The 16635-nt window shown below is 74.0% G+C and carries 16 protein-coding genes and 1 pseudogene; 10 read left to right on the top strand and 7 right to left on the bottom strand.

All coding sequences use genetic code 11. The annotated features are described in order from the left end of the window. Window positions 1–80 precede the first annotated feature (80 nt). On the bottom strand, window positions 81–476 hold the full coding sequence (sodN, locus tag EBN88_RS21335) for a superoxide dismutase, Ni (protein WP_122185526.1): 396 nt from the start codon (window positions 474–476) through the stop codon (window positions 81–83). Window positions 477–719: 243 nt separating this feature from the next. On the opposite strand from sodN, the pseudogene sodX reads away from it, so the two are divergent. After that, window positions 720–1013 (top strand): annotated as a pseudogene (gene sodX / locus EBN88_RS32035) (nickel-type superoxide dismutase maturation protease); the annotation flags it as partial. A 5-nt stretch (window positions 1014–1018) separates the two neighbouring features. Here the strand turns inward: sodX and EBN88_RS21325 are convergent. Further along, on the bottom strand, window positions 1019–1732 hold the full coding sequence (locus EBN88_RS21325) for a CGNR zinc finger domain-containing protein (protein ID WP_233580828.1): 714 nt from the start codon (window positions 1730–1732) through the stop codon (window positions 1019–1021). A 112-nt stretch (window positions 1733–1844) separates the two neighbouring features. Between EBN88_RS21325 and EBN88_RS21320 the strand changes: the two genes are divergently transcribed. Beyond that, window positions 1845–2603: a class I SAM-dependent methyltransferase gene (locus tag EBN88_RS21320; RefSeq protein ID WP_122185524.1), complete on the top strand. Its 759-nt coding sequence runs from the start codon at window positions 1845–1847 to the stop codon at window positions 2601–2603. A 52-nt stretch (window positions 2604–2655) separates the two neighbouring features. Here EBN88_RS21320 and EBN88_RS21315 read toward each other — a convergent pair whose 3' ends face one another. Further along, window positions 2656–3894: an NAD(P)-dependent malic enzyme gene (locus tag EBN88_RS21315; RefSeq protein ID WP_122185523.1), complete on the bottom strand. Its 1239-nt coding sequence runs from the start codon at window positions 3892–3894 to the stop codon at window positions 2656–2658. A gap of 635 nt (window positions 3895–4529) precedes the next feature. On the opposite strand from EBN88_RS21315, the gene EBN88_RS21310 reads away from it, so the two are divergent. From EBN88_RS21310 to EBN88_RS21300, 3 genes are read left to right on the top strand one after another with little or no spacing between them, the layout of a single operon-like run. Continuing rightward, window positions 4530–5483 carry an ABC transporter substrate-binding protein gene (locus EBN88_RS21310; protein WP_122185522.1) on the top strand — a complete coding sequence of 318 codons (954 nt, stop codon included), beginning with the start codon at window positions 4530–4532 and terminating at the stop codon, window positions 5481–5483. Between the two features lie 31 nt (window positions 5484–5514). Beyond that, window positions 5515–6498 carry an amino acid ABC transporter permease gene (locus EBN88_RS21305; RefSeq protein WP_122185521.1) on the top strand — a complete coding sequence of 328 codons (984 nt, stop codon included), beginning with the start codon at window positions 5515–5517 and terminating at the stop codon, window positions 6496–6498. A gap of 31 nt (window positions 6499–6529) precedes the next feature. After that, window positions 6530–7282, top strand: coding sequence for an amino acid ABC transporter ATP-binding protein (locus EBN88_RS21300; protein WP_122185520.1), 753 nt, complete (start codon window positions 6530–6532; stop codon window positions 7280–7282). Between the two features lie 50 nt (window positions 7283–7332). On the opposite strand, the gene EBN88_RS21295 is transcribed toward EBN88_RS21300, so the two are convergent. Further along, window positions 7333–7881, bottom strand: coding sequence for a GNAT family N-acetyltransferase (locus EBN88_RS21295; protein ID WP_158621463.1), 549 nt, complete (start codon window positions 7879–7881; stop codon window positions 7333–7335). A gap of 257 nt (window positions 7882–8138) precedes the next feature. On the opposite strand from EBN88_RS21295, the gene EBN88_RS21290 reads away from it, so the two are divergent. Beyond that, window positions 8139–9101, top strand: coding sequence for a zinc-binding dehydrogenase (locus EBN88_RS21290; protein ID WP_122185518.1), 963 nt, complete (start codon window positions 8139–8141; stop codon window positions 9099–9101). A gap of 164 nt (window positions 9102–9265) precedes the next feature. On the opposite strand, the gene EBN88_RS21285 is transcribed toward EBN88_RS21290, so the two are convergent. From EBN88_RS21285 to EBN88_RS21275, 3 genes are all read right to left on the bottom strand, one after another. Next, entirely contained in the window at window positions 9266–10249 is a 984-nt protein-coding gene (locus EBN88_RS21285) for a PadR family transcriptional regulator (RefSeq protein ID WP_122185517.1), read from the bottom strand. Between the two features lies 1 nt (window position 10250). After that, window positions 10251–11111 (bottom strand): DUF4097 family beta strand repeat-containing protein, encoded by an 861-nt coding sequence (locus EBN88_RS21280; RefSeq protein WP_122185516.1) that lies wholly within the window; start codon window positions 11109–11111, stop codon window positions 10251–10253. A gap of 233 nt (window positions 11112–11344) precedes the next feature. Then, window positions 11345–11524, bottom strand: a complete 180-nt coding sequence (locus tag EBN88_RS21275) for a DUF6104 family protein (protein WP_122185515.1) — start codon at window positions 11522–11524, stop codon at window positions 11345–11347. A gap of 294 nt (window positions 11525–11818) precedes the next feature. Here EBN88_RS21275 and EBN88_RS21270 point away from each other — a divergent pair, with 294 nt between their 5' ends. The 4 genes from EBN88_RS21270 to EBN88_RS21255 all read left to right on the top strand — a co-directional run. Continuing rightward, window positions 11819–12220, top strand: coding sequence for a CU044_2847 family protein (locus EBN88_RS21270; protein ID WP_407703442.1), 402 nt, complete (start codon window positions 11819–11821; stop codon window positions 12218–12220). Then, the gene (locus EBN88_RS21265; RefSeq protein ID WP_122185514.1) at window positions 12217–14310 is read left to right on the top strand and encodes a VMAP-C domain-containing protein; all 2094 of its coding nucleotides are present in this window, start codon (window positions 12217–12219) and stop codon (window positions 14308–14310) included. The genes EBN88_RS21270 and EBN88_RS21265 overlap by 4 nt, the downstream gene beginning before the upstream one ends. A gap of 210 nt (window positions 14311–14520) precedes the next feature. Beyond that, entirely contained in the window at window positions 14521–15528 is a 1008-nt protein-coding gene (locus tag EBN88_RS21260; protein WP_226961333.1) for an AAA family ATPase, read from the top strand. Window positions 15529–15534: 6 nt separating this feature from the next. After that, a partial coding sequence (locus tag EBN88_RS21255; RefSeq protein WP_267902582.1) for an SAV_2336 N-terminal domain-related protein occupies window positions 15535–16635 on the top strand: 1101 nt, incomplete at its 3' end.

The following is a 16635-nucleotide window of genomic DNA, read 5'->3' as shown; positions in this document are numbered from 1 at the left end:
CGTCCGACGCGCTGAGCGATCGGACGCCCCAAAAGGCGCAGTGACCTGCACACTCCCGGAGAGCCGGGAACGGTGACAGGTCAGGCCTTCTTGGTCTCCCAGAAGATCTTGTCGATCTGGGCGATGTAGTCGAGGGCCTTCTGGCCGGTCGCCGGGTCGGTCGAGCCCTTGGCCGCGCTCAGGGCCTTGAGGGTCTCGTTGACCAGCTGGTGCAGCTCCGGGTACTTCTCGAAGTGCGGCGGCTTGAAGTAGTCGCTCCAGAGCACCGAAACGTGATGCTTCGCCAGCTCGGCGCGCTCCTCCTTGATGACGGTGGCGCGGGCCCGGAAGTGAGGGTCGTCGTTGGCCTGGTACTTCTCCTGGATGGCCTTGACCGACTCGGCCTCGATCCGGGCCTGGGCCGGGTCGTAGACGCCGCACGGCAGGTCGCAGTGCGCGCTGACCCTGACCTTGGGGGCGAACAGGCGGGAAAGCATAGAGCTGTCCTTCCTCGTGATCGTCTTCTCCCGGGCGAGGTTACTCCGTGCAGGGGCGGTTTTCTCGGCCGACCCGGGGCGTTCCCGGGGGCTTAGGCCAAAAGTCCGGTGCCCCGCTGGGGCCGGGGGCGGAGCGCGGCGGGGCCGCTCGGGAGGGGAGGATGGTCCGACGGGGGAGGCCACCGACATGCGATCACCGGAGGGAACGGGGACCATGGCTCAGGGACGACGAGTGAGGGTGCGATGAGGTTTGGGCTCGCCGAGGTCTACAACCCCTCGATGCTGCCTACCCTCTGCCCCGGCGACCAGTTGCTGCTCGCCTACGGGGCGCGGGTGCGTCCCGGGCATGTGGTGGTGCTGCGTCACCCGTTCCAACACGACCTGCTGATCGTCAAGCGCGCCGCGGAACGGCGCGAGGGCGGCTGGTGGGTGTTGGGGGACAACGCCCAGGTGACCAACGACAGCCGGGAGTTCGGCGTGGTGCCCGACGGGCTGCTGGTGGCCAGGGCGGTGCTGCGGCTGCGTTCCCCGCTGGGGGCCGGTCAGCGCCCGGACGCGGTGGGGTCGGGCGAGGTGGCCGGGGTGCTCGGGGAGCCGGAGCCGGCGAGGGTGGGCCGCTCGGGCGCGCCCTCCCGGGTGGGCGCGCTGGCCGGCGCGTTGGGGCGGCTGCCGTCGGCGGTGCGCCCGCTGACGGCGCGTTCGCGGCGCTTGCGCGCCCGGTAGGCCGCGACGTTGGCGCGGGTGGCGCAGCGGTCGGAGCAGTAGCGCCGGGAACGGTTGGTCGACGTGTCGACATAGGCGTTGCGGCAGGGCTCGGCGCCGCAGATGCCCAGGCGGTCGACGCCCAGCTCGGTCAGCTGCACGGCCAGACCCATGCAGGCGGTCGCCGCGTAGCCGGCGGTGGCGTTCGACGGGTGCTCGGCCAGGTGTAGGTGCCAGCGGGGGCGGCCGGCGTCGTCCAGGAAGTCGTGGCCGGAGATCTGCGGGCTGACCGGGTACTCCAGCAGCAGCGCGTTCAACAGGTCCACGGCGCCGCGCTCGTTCCCCTCAGCCGCCTCGGTGAAGACCGCGCGCAGCCGGGCGCGCACCCCGCGCAGCCGGGTCACGTCGGCCTCGGTGGCCCGCCGGGCGGCCTGCCGGGCCCCGCCGAAGAGGTCCCGCACGGCCTCGACCGAGGTCAGCGTGTCCTCGCCGCGCGCCGGCCGCTCGGTGTTCACCAGGCGCACGGCGAAGTCCGAGTAAGTGGTCAGTTCCAATTGTGTTCCTTACCTGGCGGGCCTATAGTCGGGGGCGGCCATAGTAATGGGTCTCAGCGATGGATGGCCCTTACCGGTGGTCTTTCGCTGTTCGCCGTCTCAGGGAGGGACGATGGCCGACTGGTCGCGCTGGCAGAAGAGTTGGGACCAGCAGCAGGAGTGGTACCTGCCCGATCGGGAGGAGCGCTTCCGCGTGATGCTGGACGCGGTCGAGGCGCTGGTCGGGGACCGGCCCCGCGTGCTCGACCTGGCCTGCGGCACTGGCAGCATCACCGCGCGGACGCTGCGCCGCTTCCCCGACGCGGTCAGCGTGGGCGTGGACCTCGACCCGACGCTGCTCACCATCGCCCGGGGCACCTTCGCCGACGACCCGCGCGCCACCTTCGTCAGCGCCGACCTCACCGACCCGCACTGGGCCGAGGCGCTGCCCCACGACTCCTTCGACGCCGTGCTCACGGCGACCGCGCTGCACTGGCTGACCGAGGAGCCGCTCCGCGCGCTCTACGGGCGGCTCGCCACGCTGGTGCGCCCCGGCGGCGTCTTCCTCAACGCCGACCACATGCCGCACCCGGAGGCGCCCCGGATCGGGGAGGCCGTCAGCGCCTTCGAGGCGGCCAGGCAGCGGCGCGAGAGGGCGGCCGGCCGGGCCGACTGGGTCGACTGGTGGGCCAGCGCGGCGGCCGACCCCGAGCTGGCCGAGGCGACGGCCGAGCGGTACCGGATCTACGGCGACCCCGCCGAGGGCGACCACGCCGAGGGGCGGATGTTCCCGCTGGAGTGGCATGTGCGGACGCTGCGCGAGGCCGGGTTCGCCGAGGCCAGGGCCGCCTGGGCCTCGCTGAGCGACACCACCGTGCTGGCCCTGCGGTAGGTCACGTCCCGGGGCGGGAGTTCGGCAGGAACCCCCGCCCCGGAGCGCCGACTCAGATCCTGGCCACGCCCTCGGCGCGGGCCGCTTCGGCCACGGCGGCCGCGACCGCGGGCGCCACCCGCGCGTCGAACGGGGAGGGGATCACCTTCTCGGGGCTCAGCTCGTCCGCGACCACGGCGGCCAGCGCCTCGGCCGCCGCCAGCTTCATCCCCTCGGTGATCCGCGTCGCCCGCACCTGGAGCGCGCCGGCGAAGATCCCGGGGAACGCCAACACGTTGTTGATCTGGTTGGGGAAGTCGCTGCGCCCGGTGGCCACCACGGCCGCGTACCGGGCGGCGACCTCCGGGTGGACCTCGGGGTTCGGGTTGGCCATGGCGAAGACGAACGCGCCGGGCGCCATCGTCGCGACCGCCGACTCGGGCACCGTGCCGCCGCTGACGCCGACGAAGACGTCAGCGCCGGCGAGCGCGTCGGCCAGCGAGCCGCTCCGCCCAGCCGGGTTGGTGATCTCGGCCAACTCCCGCTTGACCTCGGTCAGATCCTCCCGGTCCCGGCTCACCACGCCGCGCCGGTCGCAGACCACCACGTCCGCGACGCCCGCGCCCAGCAGGATGCGGGCGATGGCCACGCCGGCCGCCCCCGCGCCCGAGATCACCACCCGCAGCGTGGCCAGCTCTCGGCCGACCAGGCGCGCGGCGTTGCGCAGCGCCGCGAGGGTGACCACGGCCGTGCCGTGCTGGTCGTCGTGGAAGACCGGGATGTCCAGGCGCTCCCTGAGCCGCCGCTCCACCTCGAAGCAGCGCGGCGCCGAGATGTCCTCCAGGTTGATCCCGCCGAAGGAGGGGGCCAACCGCACGACGGTCTCGACGAGTTCGTCCACCTCCCGGCAGTCCAGCGCGACCGGCACCGCGTCCACGCCGCCGAACTGCTTGAAGAGGATGGCCTTCCCCTCCATCACCGGCAGCGAGGCTGCCGGGCCGATGTCGCCCAGGCCCAGCACGGCGCTGCCGTCGGTGACCACGGCGACCGTGCCGGACTTCCAGGTGTAGTCGTGGACCAGCTCGGGCCGCTCCGCGATCGCCTCGCAGACCCGGGCGACCCCGGGCGTGTAGGCGAGCGACAGGTCGTCGGCGTCGCGCAGCGGGACCGTGCCGCGCACCTCCATCTTGCCGCCCCGGTGCAGGGCGAACGCCGGGTCCAGGCCGGCCTCGGGCAGCTCGTCGGTGAGCCGCGTGTGGCGGGGTCCGGCGTGGGTCAGCTCCCCACGCGGATTGATGATCTCCGATGCCACTTCGTGTAACCCCTTTGGTACAACGTCATCGTCTGAGATGGCCGCTCTCCGGTCGGAGTGCGGGCGGGCATCGCGTCCGCCGATCGCCCGGTGGTTGGCTGGTCGGCGCGGTTCGCGATGCGGACGCCGGGCGCTTCGCGCGGGCGCCCGGGTCCCCGGGTGAGGGGTCTACCGCCCGGTTCTACCTGATGAGATGGCGCGCCGACGAACGCATTCGGTTTCCAGTAAGAAAACGATCAGTGGCTCATCGGAAATGTGCCGGGGATGCGTCGGGATGCGGCCGGGAAGTGGTTCTCCGTTCCGGTTGTCGCGGGTTATCGCGGGTTGTCGCGGGTTGTCGGCCGAACGCGGGAACGTCCCCGGAGCCTCGCCGGCACCGGTGGCCCCGTGGGTGACGTATGTCTCAGTGGCTGCGGCGGCGGCCGGCAAGGAACCACGCGTACCAGGGAGTTGTCCACTTCCGGTCACCGGTGTCCGCTGTCCGTTATCCGATCTTGATCTACCGACCGGTTCCGTTTCCGGATCGGATGGCAGGATGTCGTGGCACTGACGCTCGACCGAGCGCTCAGCCCGTCGCGACACTCGACGACGCGTGCCCGACCCCCTCGGTACCCCCGCCCCAGGAGGAACACGCCATGACCGCTCGCCTCTCCCGCCGCTCGCGCCTGGCGGCGGCCGGTTCCCTCGCCGCAGCCGGCGTTCTGCTGCTCGGAGCCTGCGGTGACCAGACGGACGACGGCGGGGACACGGACAGCGCGGCCTCATCCGGCGGTTCCGAGTCCGAGGGCGGGTCCGAGGGCGGCGAACTGTTCGACCTGCTGCCGGCGGACATCCAGGAGGCGGGCGAGGTCAAGGTCGGCTCCGACATCGCCTACGCGCCCATCGAGTTCATCGACGAGAACGACGAGATCGCCGGCATCGACCCGGACATCGGCGCCGCGCTCGGCGAGGTGCTGGGCGTCGACTTCGTCTTCGAGAACGGCACCTTCGACGGCCTGATCCTGGGCCTCAACAACGGCCGCCACGACGTGATCATGTCCGCGATGACCGACACCGCCGAGCGGCAGCAGGGCATCAGCGAGGACGCCGAGGGCGGCGCCGACTTCGTCAACTACTTCCAGGCCGGCTCGGCGATACTCGTGCCCGCCGACAACCCCGAGGGCATCGAGAGCGTCGCCGACCTCTGCGGCCTGAGCGTCGCCGCCCAGCAGGGCACCGCCAACGAGACGGTGGTCGAGGAGGCGCAGGCCGACTGCGACGAGCCGATCGACCCGATCATCAACGAGGTCGACAGCGACTCCATCACCGCGCTCCAGAACGGCCGCGCCGACGCCGTGATCACCGACTACCCGGTGGCGCTGTACAACGAGTTGAACGCGGGCGGCGGCGACCTGTTCACCGTGGTCGGCGAGCAGATCGACGCGGCGCCGTACGGCATCGCCGTCGCCAAGGACAACCCGGAGCTGCGCGACGCCATCCAGGCCGCGCTCCAGGAGATCATCGACAACGGCACCTACGCCGAGATCCTGGCCGAGTGGAGTGCCGAGGCCGGCGCCGTCGAAGAGGCCACGATCAACGCCGGCGAGTGACCGCGACCGACAGCCAGCGAGGGCGATCCCTGTGTCAGATTCCCGCGACCGCCTGTCGAAGGAGCCGGGGGACGAACCCCCGTCCGGCGGCGGCCTGAAGGACCGGGTGCCACCGGAGGCCATCCGGGCCGTGCCGGTGCGCCACTGGGGACGGTGGATCGGCGTGGCGGTGGTGTTCGCACTGCTCGCCGCGCTGTTCCAGGCGTTCCGTGGCGCGGACATCAACTGGGACGTGGTGGGCGAGTTCCTCACCTACGACACCATCGTCGAGGGCGCCGGCAAGACGCTGTGGATCACCGTGCTGTCCATGCTGCTGGGCGTGGTCCTCGGGGTGGTCCTGGCGATCATGCGGCTCTCCCGCAACCCGGTGCTGGCCGGCGTGGCCTGGGGCTACATCTGGTTCTTCCGGGGCACCCCGGTGCTGGTGCAGCTGTTCCTCTGGTACAACCTGTCGTTCGTCTTCGAGACCGTGAACCTCGGTTTCTACAAGGACGAGATGAACGACTTCATGACGCCGTTCCTCGCCGCCCTGCTGGGACTCGGGCTCAACGAGGCCGCCTACATGGCGGAGATCGCCAGGGCCGGCATCCAGTCCGTGGACCACGGGCAGACCGAGGCGGCCCACGCGTTGGGGATGAACAACGGCAAGACGCTGCGGCGGATCGTGCTGCCGCAGGCGATGCGGGTGATCGTTCCGCCGACCGGCAACGAGTTCATCAACATGTTGAAGACCTCGTCGCTGGTCTACGCGATCCAGTACACGGAGCTGTTCCGGGCCGGCAACACGATCAGTTCGCGAAACCTCGCGGTCATGGAGATGCTCATCGTCGTGACCGTCTGGTATCTCATCCTGACCACGGTGTTCAGCATCGGTCAGTACTACCTGGAGCGTTACTTCGCCAGGGGCAACGAGCGGTCACGGCCGCCCACCCCGTTCCAGCGGGCCAGGGCGCGGGCGCGGCTGCTCGGGTCCCGGGGCGAGGGCGCCGGCAGCGGCTCGGTCGGAGGGGTGTGACGCCATGAGCACGACGAACTCCCCGCGCCCGATGGTCAGGGCGGAGCGGGTCCACAAGAACTTCGGCTCGGTCCGGGTGCTCAAGGGCATCGACCTGGAGGTCAGCCCCGGCGAGGTCTGCTGCGTGGTCGGCCCCTCGGGCTCCGGCAAGTCCACGCTGCTGCGCTGCGTCAACCATCTGGAGAAGATCAACGCCGGGCGGCTCTACGTGGACGGCGAGCTGGTCGGCTACCGCCAACGCGGCGACAAGCTCTACGAGATGCGGGAGCGCGAGGTCGCGGCCCAGCGCCGCGACATCGGGATGGTCTTCCAGCGCTTCAACCTCTTCCCGCACATGACGGCGGCGGAGAACGTGATGGAGGCGCCCGTCCAGGTCAAGGGCCTCCGGCGGGCCGAGGCCAGGCAGCGCGCCGAGGAGCTGCTGGCCCGCGTCGGGCTGGCCGACCGGATGGGCAACTACCCCTCCCAGCTCTCCGGCGGGCAGCAGCAACGGGTCGCCATCGCCCGGGCGTTGGCGATGGACCCCAAGCTGATGCTCTTCGACGAGCCGACCTCCGCCCTCGACCCCGAGCTGGTCGGCGAGGTGCTCGACGTGATGCGGGCGCTGGCCGAGGACGGGATGACCATGATCGTGGTCACCCACGAGATGGGCTTCGCCCGGGAGGTCGGGGACAGCCTGGTCTTCATGGACGACGGGCTGGTCGTCGAGGCGGGCGACCCGCGCGAGGTGCTGGCGAACCCGCGCCAGGAGCGCACCAGGGCGTTCCTCTCCAAGGTGCTCTGACGGCAGGGTGCCCCGGGCGGCGTTGCCCCGGGTCCTGCGGGCGGATCGGCTCAGCCGTGCCGGCCCAGCGGGATCGTCCACGCCCCGAGCGGGGTGCCCTCGCTCGGGGTCAGCTGGCCGGTCTTGCTCCAGCCCAGGGCCTGGGCGGCCGCCTGCGCGGGCCCGTTGCCCGGCTCCAGCAGGAGCAGCGCCAGCGGCGCCGAGGCTCGGGAGAGCAGCTCGCGTTGGAGCCGGCCCGCCAGGCCCTGACCGCGCCGCCTCGGGTGCACCAGCAGCTGGGCGACGACGAAGACCCGGCGGTTCTCGGCCAGTTGCGGCAGCGCCTCGGGCCGCTCGCGGAACCGGGACCACCAGCCGCCGTCCCGTTCGGCCAGGAAGCCGTAGGCGCAGCCGGCGGGGCTCGGGTCGCCGGCGAGCACCAGGTCGAACTCCGGCTGCTGGACGTCGTGGTCGACGAAGCGCCGCAGAAACGCGGCCCGGTCCGGCGGAACGGCGTCCGGCGCCGGGTCGCGGAGCGCGGCGGCGAAGAGATCCGCGATCTGGTCGCGCTCCGTCTCGGCCTGCCAGCGGCTGAGTCGACGAAGGAACAACGTGCCCATGCCGGTCCCCCTGATTCTCGACGGGCCACGAACCGCCCCCGGCCCGAACGGACGTCGCTCGCGCGGGCGGTGACTCACGCGTGCGGGCGGTGACTCACGCGCGCGGGCGGTCGTGAACGCGTCGGCGCGTCGGGGCACCATCCTCCCACCGTACGGCGGCGACGGGAACGGCGACGACCGGCCGGGCCGGCCGCCCCGCGCGGCCGGCTCGGGGTGGGGTCTGGCCCGGGGCGATCACCCGGGCTAGCGTGCGAGGCATGTTCGCCGCCTATGCCACCCACTTCGACGCCGACCGACCGCTCGACGGGCTGCGGTTGGGCGAACGGCCCCGCCCCGAGGCCCGCGAACACTGGGCGGTGGTGCGGGTGCGGGCCGCCTCCGTCAACCACCACGACCTGTGGACGCTGCGCGGCGTCGGCCTGCGGCAGGAGGCGCTGCCCATGATCCTGGGCTGCGACGCGGCCGGCGTCGACGAGGACGGCAACGAGGTCGTGGTGCACGGCGTGATCGGCGCCACCGGACACGGCGTCGGGCCCGACGAGCGCCGCACGCTGCTCTCCGAGCGGTATCAGGGGACGTTGGCCGAGTATGTCGCCGTGCCGCGCTGGAATTTGCTGCCCAAGCCGCCTGAGCTGTCGTTCGCGGAGGCCGCCTGCCTGCCGACGGCCTGGCTGACCGCCTACCGGATGCTCTTCACCGCCGCCGGGGTCCGCCCGGGGGACAGCGTGCTGGTGCAGGGCGCGGGGGGCGGGGTGGCGACGGCCGCCGTGATCCTGGGGACGGCGGCCGGGCTGCGGATGCTGGTCACCGGCCGCGATCCCGCCAAGCGGGAGAGGGCGTTGGCGCTGGGCGCCGAGGCGGCGCTGGAGCCGGGCGAACGCGTGCCGCGCCCGGTGGACGCGGTGCTGGAGACGGTGGGCGCGGCGACCTGGCGCCACTCGGTGCGCTCGCTGCGGCCGGGCGGCACCCTGGTGATCTCCGGGGCGACCTCGGGACAGGCGCTTCCTGACGCCGAGTTGACGCGGCTCTTCTTCCTCGAACTGCGGGTGGTCGGCTCCACCATGGGCGACCGGGACGAGCTGGCGGCGCTGCTGAGCTTCTGTCAGGCCAGCGGCGTGCGCCCGCTGATCGACTCCACGCTGCCGCTGGACCGGGCCGACGAGGCCCTGGCCCGGATGGAGCGCGGGGACCACTTCGGGAAGCTCGTCCTCACGGTCTGACCTGGCCCCGCCGGGCCGGGCGGCCGGCCCGGCGCGGGCGCGGCACCGACTCCGGCGCGCGGGAGGCGGCGGCCGCTCCGGGGCCCCGGCGGGCGCGGAACGGCGGGCGAACCGCCCATCAGCCGAGGGGTGAACGGCGGGGCCGGCGCCCCCCTGCGGGTGCGTCAGGCGTGTGGGGAGCGGAGCATGGCCACCAGGTGGGCGGAGGCCACCGAGAGGTGGCGCCGCGCCTCGCGCAGCTGCTCCTGGCTGACGCCGTAGTCCCTGGCCGCGTCCCGGACGTCGTCCCGCAGGCGGTCCAGCAGGCGCTCCAGCTCCCGCGCCGGGTCGGACGCCGGCGGGGCGTCGTCGTCGAGCGCGGCCTCGAACTCCTCGGCCGCGGACGCCTCCTCCGCGCCCCCGGGGCCGGCCGACCAGCCGCCCGGCCAGGGCACCTGCGCCCCGACCCGGCTGCCCCAGCCCTCGAACTCCGCGCCGAGGCCGTCGAGTCCGGCGCGCACCGCGCCGGGCCAGTCCCCCGCCGTGGCCCGGGAGCGCACCCGCTCCTGAATGCGGCGGGCCGCCCGCTCGAAGTGCTCCTGGCCGGGCGGAACGCCCGGACCCTGGCCCGGCGGCTCGGGCCGCTCCTCGCCGTCGGGCGCCTCGTCGAACCCCGGTGGTCTCCCGGGCCCCGCCTCCCAGCGGCCCCGGCCGCCGCCCCGCCGGCGGCCGGGCCCGGGCTTCCGCCAGGGGCCGAACTCGCCGGGGCCGCCCTCCGGTCGGCCGGCCGACTCGGTGGCGCGCCTGACCTCGTCCCGCAGGTCCCGCACCGTGTCCCGCACGTCCTCCCTGATGCCGGCGGCCAGCGCCGTCAGCGAGTCGCGCAACTCCCGCTCCAGCGCCGTGAGCTCCTCCGTGCGGCCGGCCAACTCCCGCTCCCCCTCGGGGGTGAGGGAGTAGACCTTGCGGCCGCCCTCCTCGGTGTGGCTGACCAGCCCCTCGGAGGCGAGCTTGGCCAGGCGGGGATAGACCGTGCCGGCCGAGGGCGCGTAGAGCCCGTCGAAGCGCTCCTCCAGCAGCCGGATCACCTCGTAGCCGTGGCGGGGGGACTCCGACAGCAGCTTGAGGAGGTAGAGCCGGAGCCGGCCGTGGCCGAAGACGGGGGGCATCTCAGACTTCCTTACGCAGGGTGGAGGGGGCGGGCCGCTCGTCCTCGACGCCGGGGTGGCGCAGCAGCGCCAGCGACCCGGACAGGGAGGAGAGGCTGATCGTGCCCGCGCCCGAACCGATGCGGCCGGCCAGGGACTTCGCGCCCCAGGGGCCGACCCGCAGCCCGGGCAGGGAGCAGGTGACGGTGCCGCTCAGGGTGCTGCCGGAGACCGTGGCCCCCACACCCTCACGCAGGCGCAGCGCGATCCGGCCGGAGACCGAGCCGAGCCGGACGTCGGGCGGGACGGTGGCGCTCGCGTGGTCCACCAGCAGGTCGCCGCTGACCGTGTCCGCCTGGACGCTGGGCCCCGTGCCGTCGGCGAGCGTCAGCGGGCCCGAGACCGAGTGGCAGCGCAGCGGCCCCCGTAGCCCCAGCGCCTCGACCGGACCGGAGACGGTCTCCACGCCCGTCCGGCCGGAGAGGCCGACCAGCGTGACGTCCCCGCTGACCGCGTTGACCGAGACGGGGCCGGCGAGGCCGCCGAGCGTCACGCCGGCGGTGACCGCGCCGACCGTGACCCGGCAACTCCTCGGCAGCGACAGGGAGATCACCGCCCGCCTCCGCCGGCGGCGTTGCGCCAGCCAGGGCAGGAAGCCCTGCCAGGGCAGGTCCGGATAGCCCACCACCAGCCGCTCGCCGTCGATCCTGACCAGCAGCGGCGGCCCGTCGACCGAGGCGACCTCCAGGCGCGCGACGGGCTCGTCCGTCGCGACCACGTTGACCGCGCCGCCCATGACGCGGATCTCCGCCTCCGCGATCGGGTCCTCGGCGAAGGAGAGCGTCTCCGGCTCGGCGATGGACCACTCGTCGTTCCGCGCCATCGCGCCTCCCTCGGTGACCCGGCCCGCCCCCGCCGCCGGGAGCCTGGCCGATATATCGCAACTCACCGAAGACGATATATCGCGTGTGTCTCACGTCAAGGGGCGACCCCGCCCCGGTCGAGGCGAGTCGTTGCGCGCGAGATGCGCGCACGCCGGGCGCGCGCCACGCGCAGGCGCATCGCCCTCCCACGCGCCCCCGCCGGTGCGCGGCCTCGGCCTCCGGTGGTCCGCCGTCACTCGTCGTCCTCGTCGTCGAGCCGCGCGAGCCAGGTGGCCAGCCGCTCCACCGGCACCTCGAAGTCCGGGTTGAGGTCGACGAAGGTCCGCAGCTGCTCCGCCAGCCAGTCCAGGGTGACCTCCTCGCCACCGCGCCGCTGGGCGAGTTCCTCGATTCCTCGATCGGTGAAGTACACGACGTGCTCCAAGTGTGCGGTGAAGCCGAAGGGTTCCGGACCCCTTCGGACAGTTGAGAACAACTGAGAACAACTGAGAACGACTGCGGACGGGCTGCGGACGGGTGGCGGCGGACGGGCTGCGGGAACGTGCTCCGAAATTCTTCCACCAGCCGTGCGGGAGGGCCTCGGGAGGGGAGGCCCGAGGGGCCGTCGCCCGGGGCGCGGGGCGGGGCGGGGACGGGAGGACCAAGGATAGGCAACTGTCGGTGGCGGCCGGTAACCTTCGGGCACACAGGAGCGACGGGGGGTCACATGAGCAGCGAAGTCACCCGGGTCACCCTCCCGGACGGGACGCCGGTCTGGGCCAGGATCTCCGGCGCCGAGCCGGTGTCCGTGCCCGAGCAGCAGCCGCGTTCCGGCTATCCCGGCCCCGGCCAGGCGGGCGCCGGCTATGTGGACACCGGGTTCGCCCAGCGGGCCGCCGCCCAGATGGAGAGCCTGCGTGAGCTGATCGGCGGCGTCGCGGCCTCCGTCGCCGACGGCCTGCGGGACGCGCGCCCCGACGAGGTCAGCGTCAGCTTCGGCATCGAGCTGACCGCCAAGGCGGGTAAGGTCGTCGGCCTGCTCGCCGACGGCGAGGCCAAGGGCGCCATCACGGTCACCCTCACCTGGCAGGGCGCGCCCCCGCCGCCGCGCGGCCGGGACGCCACATGACATGGGGGGACGAGGGGGGCGCACGGCCGGGCGACGAGAACTCCTTCGAACTCCTCGCGCCGCTCGTCGCCGCCGCCACGGTACGCATCCATCCGCCGCCGGCCGGGTATGCCGAGGGCGAGCCGGTGCCGCCTCCGTGGGGCAGCGGGTTCTTCGTCGCTCCCGAGTGGGTGCTCACCTGCGCTCATGTGGCGCTCTCGGGAGGTGGCGCCGAGGGAGGGAGGCGCGAGGTGGGGCTGACCTTCAGAGGTGTGGACCGCCCGGTCCCCGGTCGGGTGGAGTGGGCGCGGCCCGAGGCTCCGCCCCCCGGAGGGGCGATGTGGCCGGCGCCCGACCTCGCCCTCGTGCGCCTGCTCGGGCCGCCCCCGCCGCCCCCCGAGGGGCCGGGCTGCGTCTGGCTGAGCGAGCGCACCGCCCGCCTGTTCACCCGCGAGGAGGTCGCGTTCTTCGGCTCCACCGAGATGGCCGGCGTGTTCGACGACGTCAGCGGCCGGTGCACCATCAGGGGCGAGATCGGCTCCGATGGCCTGCTGCGCCTGGGCAGCGAGGACGAGGTCCCGCACGGCGTCTCCGGCGGCCCGCTGGTCGACCTCGCGCGCGGCGAGGTGATCGGCGTGATCAAGGCCCGCCGGGACATGCGGGACGGCGGCCTGGCCACCTCCGTCATCCAGTTACGCCGCCTGCCGGGGGCGACCGACCCGGTGCGGGCCCTCGCCGACGACGTCTACCAGGCGGTCATGCACGGCCACGACCGCTACCACGCCGAGCGCCACCGGGCCGCCCGTTCCGGCGAGTTGACCTGGACGGACGCGCAGAACGCGCTGGGCGCCTCCGGCCCCGGCGGGCTCACCCCGGGCCAACGGGTCAAGCTGCTGGGCATGTTGGCGGAGCTGCCCCCGCCGGTCTCCACGCGGCGGCTGGTGGACCTGTTCAGCGATCTGCGCGGCCGGCCACACGAGGGCGCCCTGCCCGCGCCCCGGGCCTGGCGGGAGGGCCTCGGCCTGCTCCACGAACTGCGGCCCGGCACCACGGGCCTGGAGGCCGTGCTGCGCTACGCGCTCCGCGCGGCCACCGAGGAGCGCCCCTATCCCGCCCTTGAAGGCGCCGAGGAGCGGCTCCGGAAGTGGGTGCGCTCGGTCGCCGAGGACTCCCCGACGCTGCCCCGCCGGGTGCGCAACCTGCTGGGACGCGAGGAGGAGGCCAGGCGCCAACACCGTGCCGTGGCCAGGGAGTCGGAGCTGCCGTTCGACCTGGAGCTGGATCTGCTCGACGTTCCGCCCGGCGTGCCGGACGCGCACGCGCTGCTGGAGATCTTCCCGAGCGCCTGGGAGGGCGGCCGCTACGACTGGCGGATCAGCTCCACCATCGGCGGCCGGTGCTCCACGATCGACGAGGACTTCCGCGCCGAGGGCCTGGAGAAGCCGCCGGAGCGGCTGCGCGCGGCGCTGGCCGAGGCGTTCCGGCGCGCCGACGAGCCGGGCAGCCCGGTTCCGCTCCATGTGGCCGTGCCCTACTCGCTCTTCGAGATCCCCTTCGAGCGTTGGTGGCTGGCGCCGGACGGGCCGACGCTCGGCGAGCGGCGCCCGGTGGTGATGCGTTGCACCGACCCGGTGCCAGGAGCCGAGGACTCGCCGGAGCTGCGGGCGCTGCGGCAGGCCCGTTGGGCCATGGTCCACCTCGGCCGTCTGGTGGTCGACCCGCTGGACTGCCGCGACGGCGAGGCCCGCGCCGTGCCCGAGACGGCCGCGCTGGTCGGCCGGGACACCGCGGCCGTCCCGGTCCTGTGCCGCACCCCGAACAGCGGCGGCACGCCGGTCGCGCTGCCCCGGGTGATGGCCAGCGGATACAACGTCATCCTGTGGCGGCGCGAGCTGGAGCCGCGCGAGCCGTCCTGCGACGGCTTCCACCACGGGGTGGTCGGCGCGGCGCGGGGCGCCGGTCACGCGGGCCGGCTGCCGATCGTGCTCTGGCGGCTGCGCGAGGCGGCGGCCAGGGGCGTGGCGCACGCCTCCTGGTCGTCCGACGTGGCGTTGCTCTACGCGGACCCCGAGGTCAAGACGTTCGACGACGACTACCTGGAGGCGCCATGACGGGCCATCGGGCCGGGGTGACGCGATCCGGGCCCATCCCCTGGGCGCGGCCCTCCGCCCCGGTTACGGTCGGGAGCGTCGGGGGCCAGGCGATCATCCGGACGGCGGACAACGGACGAGGAGGACGCGGTGGCCATCTCTGAAACCAACGAGCCTGGGACCAACGGTCAGGAGGGGCCCGCCGGCGAGGAGCCGACGGGCGGCGAGTGGCTGATCTACCGGGGCACCGGCGAGCGGCACGAGGGCATCCACGCCCTGCCCAAGCCGCCTCCCTGGCGGGACTTCGACGGCCACGGCCACCCGCTGGTCGCCCCGGGACCCGACACGGACAGCGCCTCGGCCCGGCGCCTGGGGGCGTTCCGGCACCTGGCCGAGATGCACCGTCCCAGCGCCGAGGAGCTGGAGATCATAAACGCGGCGCTCTATCTGCGCCGCCCCCTGCTGGTCACCGGGAGCCCGGGCACGGGCAAGAGCACCCTGGCGCACTCGGTCGCCTTCGAGCTCGGCCTCGGTCGCGTGCTGCACTGGCCGATCGTCAGCCGCAGCCGGCTGGAGGACGGCCTCTACCACTACGACGCGATCGCCCGCCTCCAGGACGCCCAGATCGCGGCGAGCGGGCGGGCCGCCGGGCTGGCCTCGGCGGCGGTGCCCGGCGGCATCGGCAGCTATCTGCGGCTCGGCCCGCTCGGCACCGCGCTGCTGCCGACGGCCAAGCCCCGGGTGCTGCTCATCGACGAGCTGGACAAGAGCGACATCGACCTGCCCAACGACCTGTTGAACGTGCTGGAGGAGGGCGAGTTCACCATCCCCGAGCTGCAACGGATCGCCGAGCGTGAGCCGGAGGTGGAGGTGCTGACCGACGACGGCACCAAGGTCACCGTCCGGGAGGGCAGGGTCCGCTGCCACGCCTTCCCGTTCGTCGTGCTGACCAGCAACGGCGAGCGCGACTTCCCCGCGCCGCTGCTGCGCCGCTGCATCCCGCTGCGGCTGGGCCGCCCGGACCACGAGCGGCTGGCCACCGTGGTGAGGGCGCATCTGGGGGATGAGTTGACGCGGGTCGGGGAGGATCTCATTGACCGTTTCCTGGAGCGTTCCCGCACCGAACAACTCGCCACCGACCAGCTGTTGAACGCGATCTACCTCACCCACCACGCCGAGCTGCCCACCCGCGACCGACTGGCCGACATGCTCATCCAGCGCCTCGATCAACCCAGGTAGGCACCCATGTCCCAAGCGGCCCGCCCCGACCGACTGGCGTCCGTGATCGCCGTCCTGCGCGGCGCCGGGTTCGATCCCTCGTGGACGGAGCTGTCCGACGCGCTCTGGCTGGCCCAGTACACGCGCGGCGCACCCGAGGAGGGCGCGGCCGGGCGTGGCGGTCGGGCGCCGCTGGGGGACGACGAGCCGGCGCCCGAGGGGGCGCGTCCCGCGCCGGAGGAGCGCGTCGAGGATCAGGAGCGCCCCCGCCCGGTCGAGGAGGAACGGCCGGGCGCCGTCGGGCGGTTGCCCCGTCCCGACGACGCGTCGGTGCGGCTCTACGCGGACCCCGAGGGGCTGGGCGGCGAGGCCGGCGCCCGCCCGCCGGGCGAGGCGCTGCCCGTCGGGGTGCCGGAGGCCAGGGCGCTGCCGGGGCTGCTGGGCATGGAGCGCGCCCTGCGCCCGCTGCGTCGCTACACCCCGCCGACCGGCCCGCCGCGCCGCCCGCACCGGGGCCTCGTGCTCGACGAGCCGGCCACGGCCGAGCGCACGGCCCGCGCCGGTGGGCTGCTCACCCCCGTCTTCCGGGCCGAGCCGCGCGGCCACACGGACCTCCAGCTGCTGATGGACGCGGCCCCCGCGATGCGCGTCTGGCAGCGGATGGTCAGCGAACTGGCCGAGATCTTCGGCCGGTTGGGCGCCTTTCGCGACATCCAGGTGCACTATCTGCACCGCTCGCCGGACGGCGGCGCGGCCGTGAGCCGCCGCTTCGACCCGGAGGGCGGGGTGCTGCGCCCGGCCAGGCAGCTGCGCGACCCCACCGGGCGACGCCTGACCGTGGTGGTGAGCGACTGCGCCGGCCCGCTCTGGCGCGAGGGAACGGCGCACCGACTGCTGCACGCGCTCGGCCGGCACGCCCCCGTCGCCGTGATCCAGCCGCTGCCGCAGCGGCTCTGGCGGCGCACCCGACTGCCCGCCAGCCATGGCACGTTGCTGCGGGAGCCGGGCCCGGCGGGATCGGTGCGGCTGCGGTTCGTCGCCGAGGGCCCGGCGGCCCAGCCGCCCGCGCCGGGCGCCGTCCCGGTGCCGCTGCTGCCGCCGTCGGCCGCCGCGCTCGGCGCCTGGGCC

This window comes from Streptomyces triticirhizae (assembly GCF_003696235.1).
Classification (GTDB): domain Bacteria; phylum Actinomycetota; class Actinomycetes; order Streptomycetales; family Streptomycetaceae; genus Streptomyces; species Streptomyces triticirhizae.
This window is presented reverse-complemented; position numbering and strand designations above follow the sequence as displayed.

Excerpts from the sequence above, each read along its gene's own strand:
- EBN88_RS21310 (WP_122185522.1), top strand. The coding sequence starts at position 4,530 with ATGACCGCTCGCCTCTCCCGCCGCTCGCGCCTGGCGGCGGCCGGTTCC.
- EBN88_RS21285 (WP_122185517.1), bottom strand. The coding sequence starts at position 10,249 with ATGCCCCCCGTCTTCGGCCACGGCCGGCTCCGGCTCTACCTCCTCAAG.
- EBN88_RS21295 (WP_158621463.1), bottom strand. The coding sequence starts at position 7,881 with ATGGGCACGTTGTTCCTTCGTCGACTCAGCCGCTGGCAGGCCGAGACG.
- EBN88_RS21320 (WP_122185524.1), top strand. The coding sequence starts at position 1,845 with ATGGCCGACTGGTCGCGCTGGCAGAAGAGTTGGGACCAGCAGCAGGAG.
- EBN88_RS21290 (WP_122185518.1), top strand. The coding sequence starts at position 8,139 with ATGTTCGCCGCCTATGCCACCCACTTCGACGCCGACCGACCGCTCGAC.
- EBN88_RS21280 (WP_122185516.1), bottom strand. The coding sequence starts at position 11,111 with ATGGCGCGGAACGACGAGTGGTCCATCGCCGAGCCGGAGACGCTCTCC.
- EBN88_RS21300 (WP_122185520.1), top strand. The coding sequence starts at position 6,530 with ATGGTCAGGGCGGAGCGGGTCCACAAGAACTTCGGCTCGGTCCGGGTG.
- EBN88_RS21270 (WP_407703442.1), top strand. The coding sequence starts at position 11,819 with ATGAGCAGCGAAGTCACCCGGGTCACCCTCCCGGACGGGACGCCGGTC.
- EBN88_RS21265 (WP_122185514.1), top strand. The coding sequence starts at position 12,217 with ATGACATGGGGGGACGAGGGGGGCGCACGGCCGGGCGACGAGAACTCC.
- sodN (WP_122185526.1), bottom strand. The coding sequence starts at position 476 with ATGCTTTCCCGCCTGTTCGCCCCCAAGGTCAGGGTCAGCGCGCACTGC.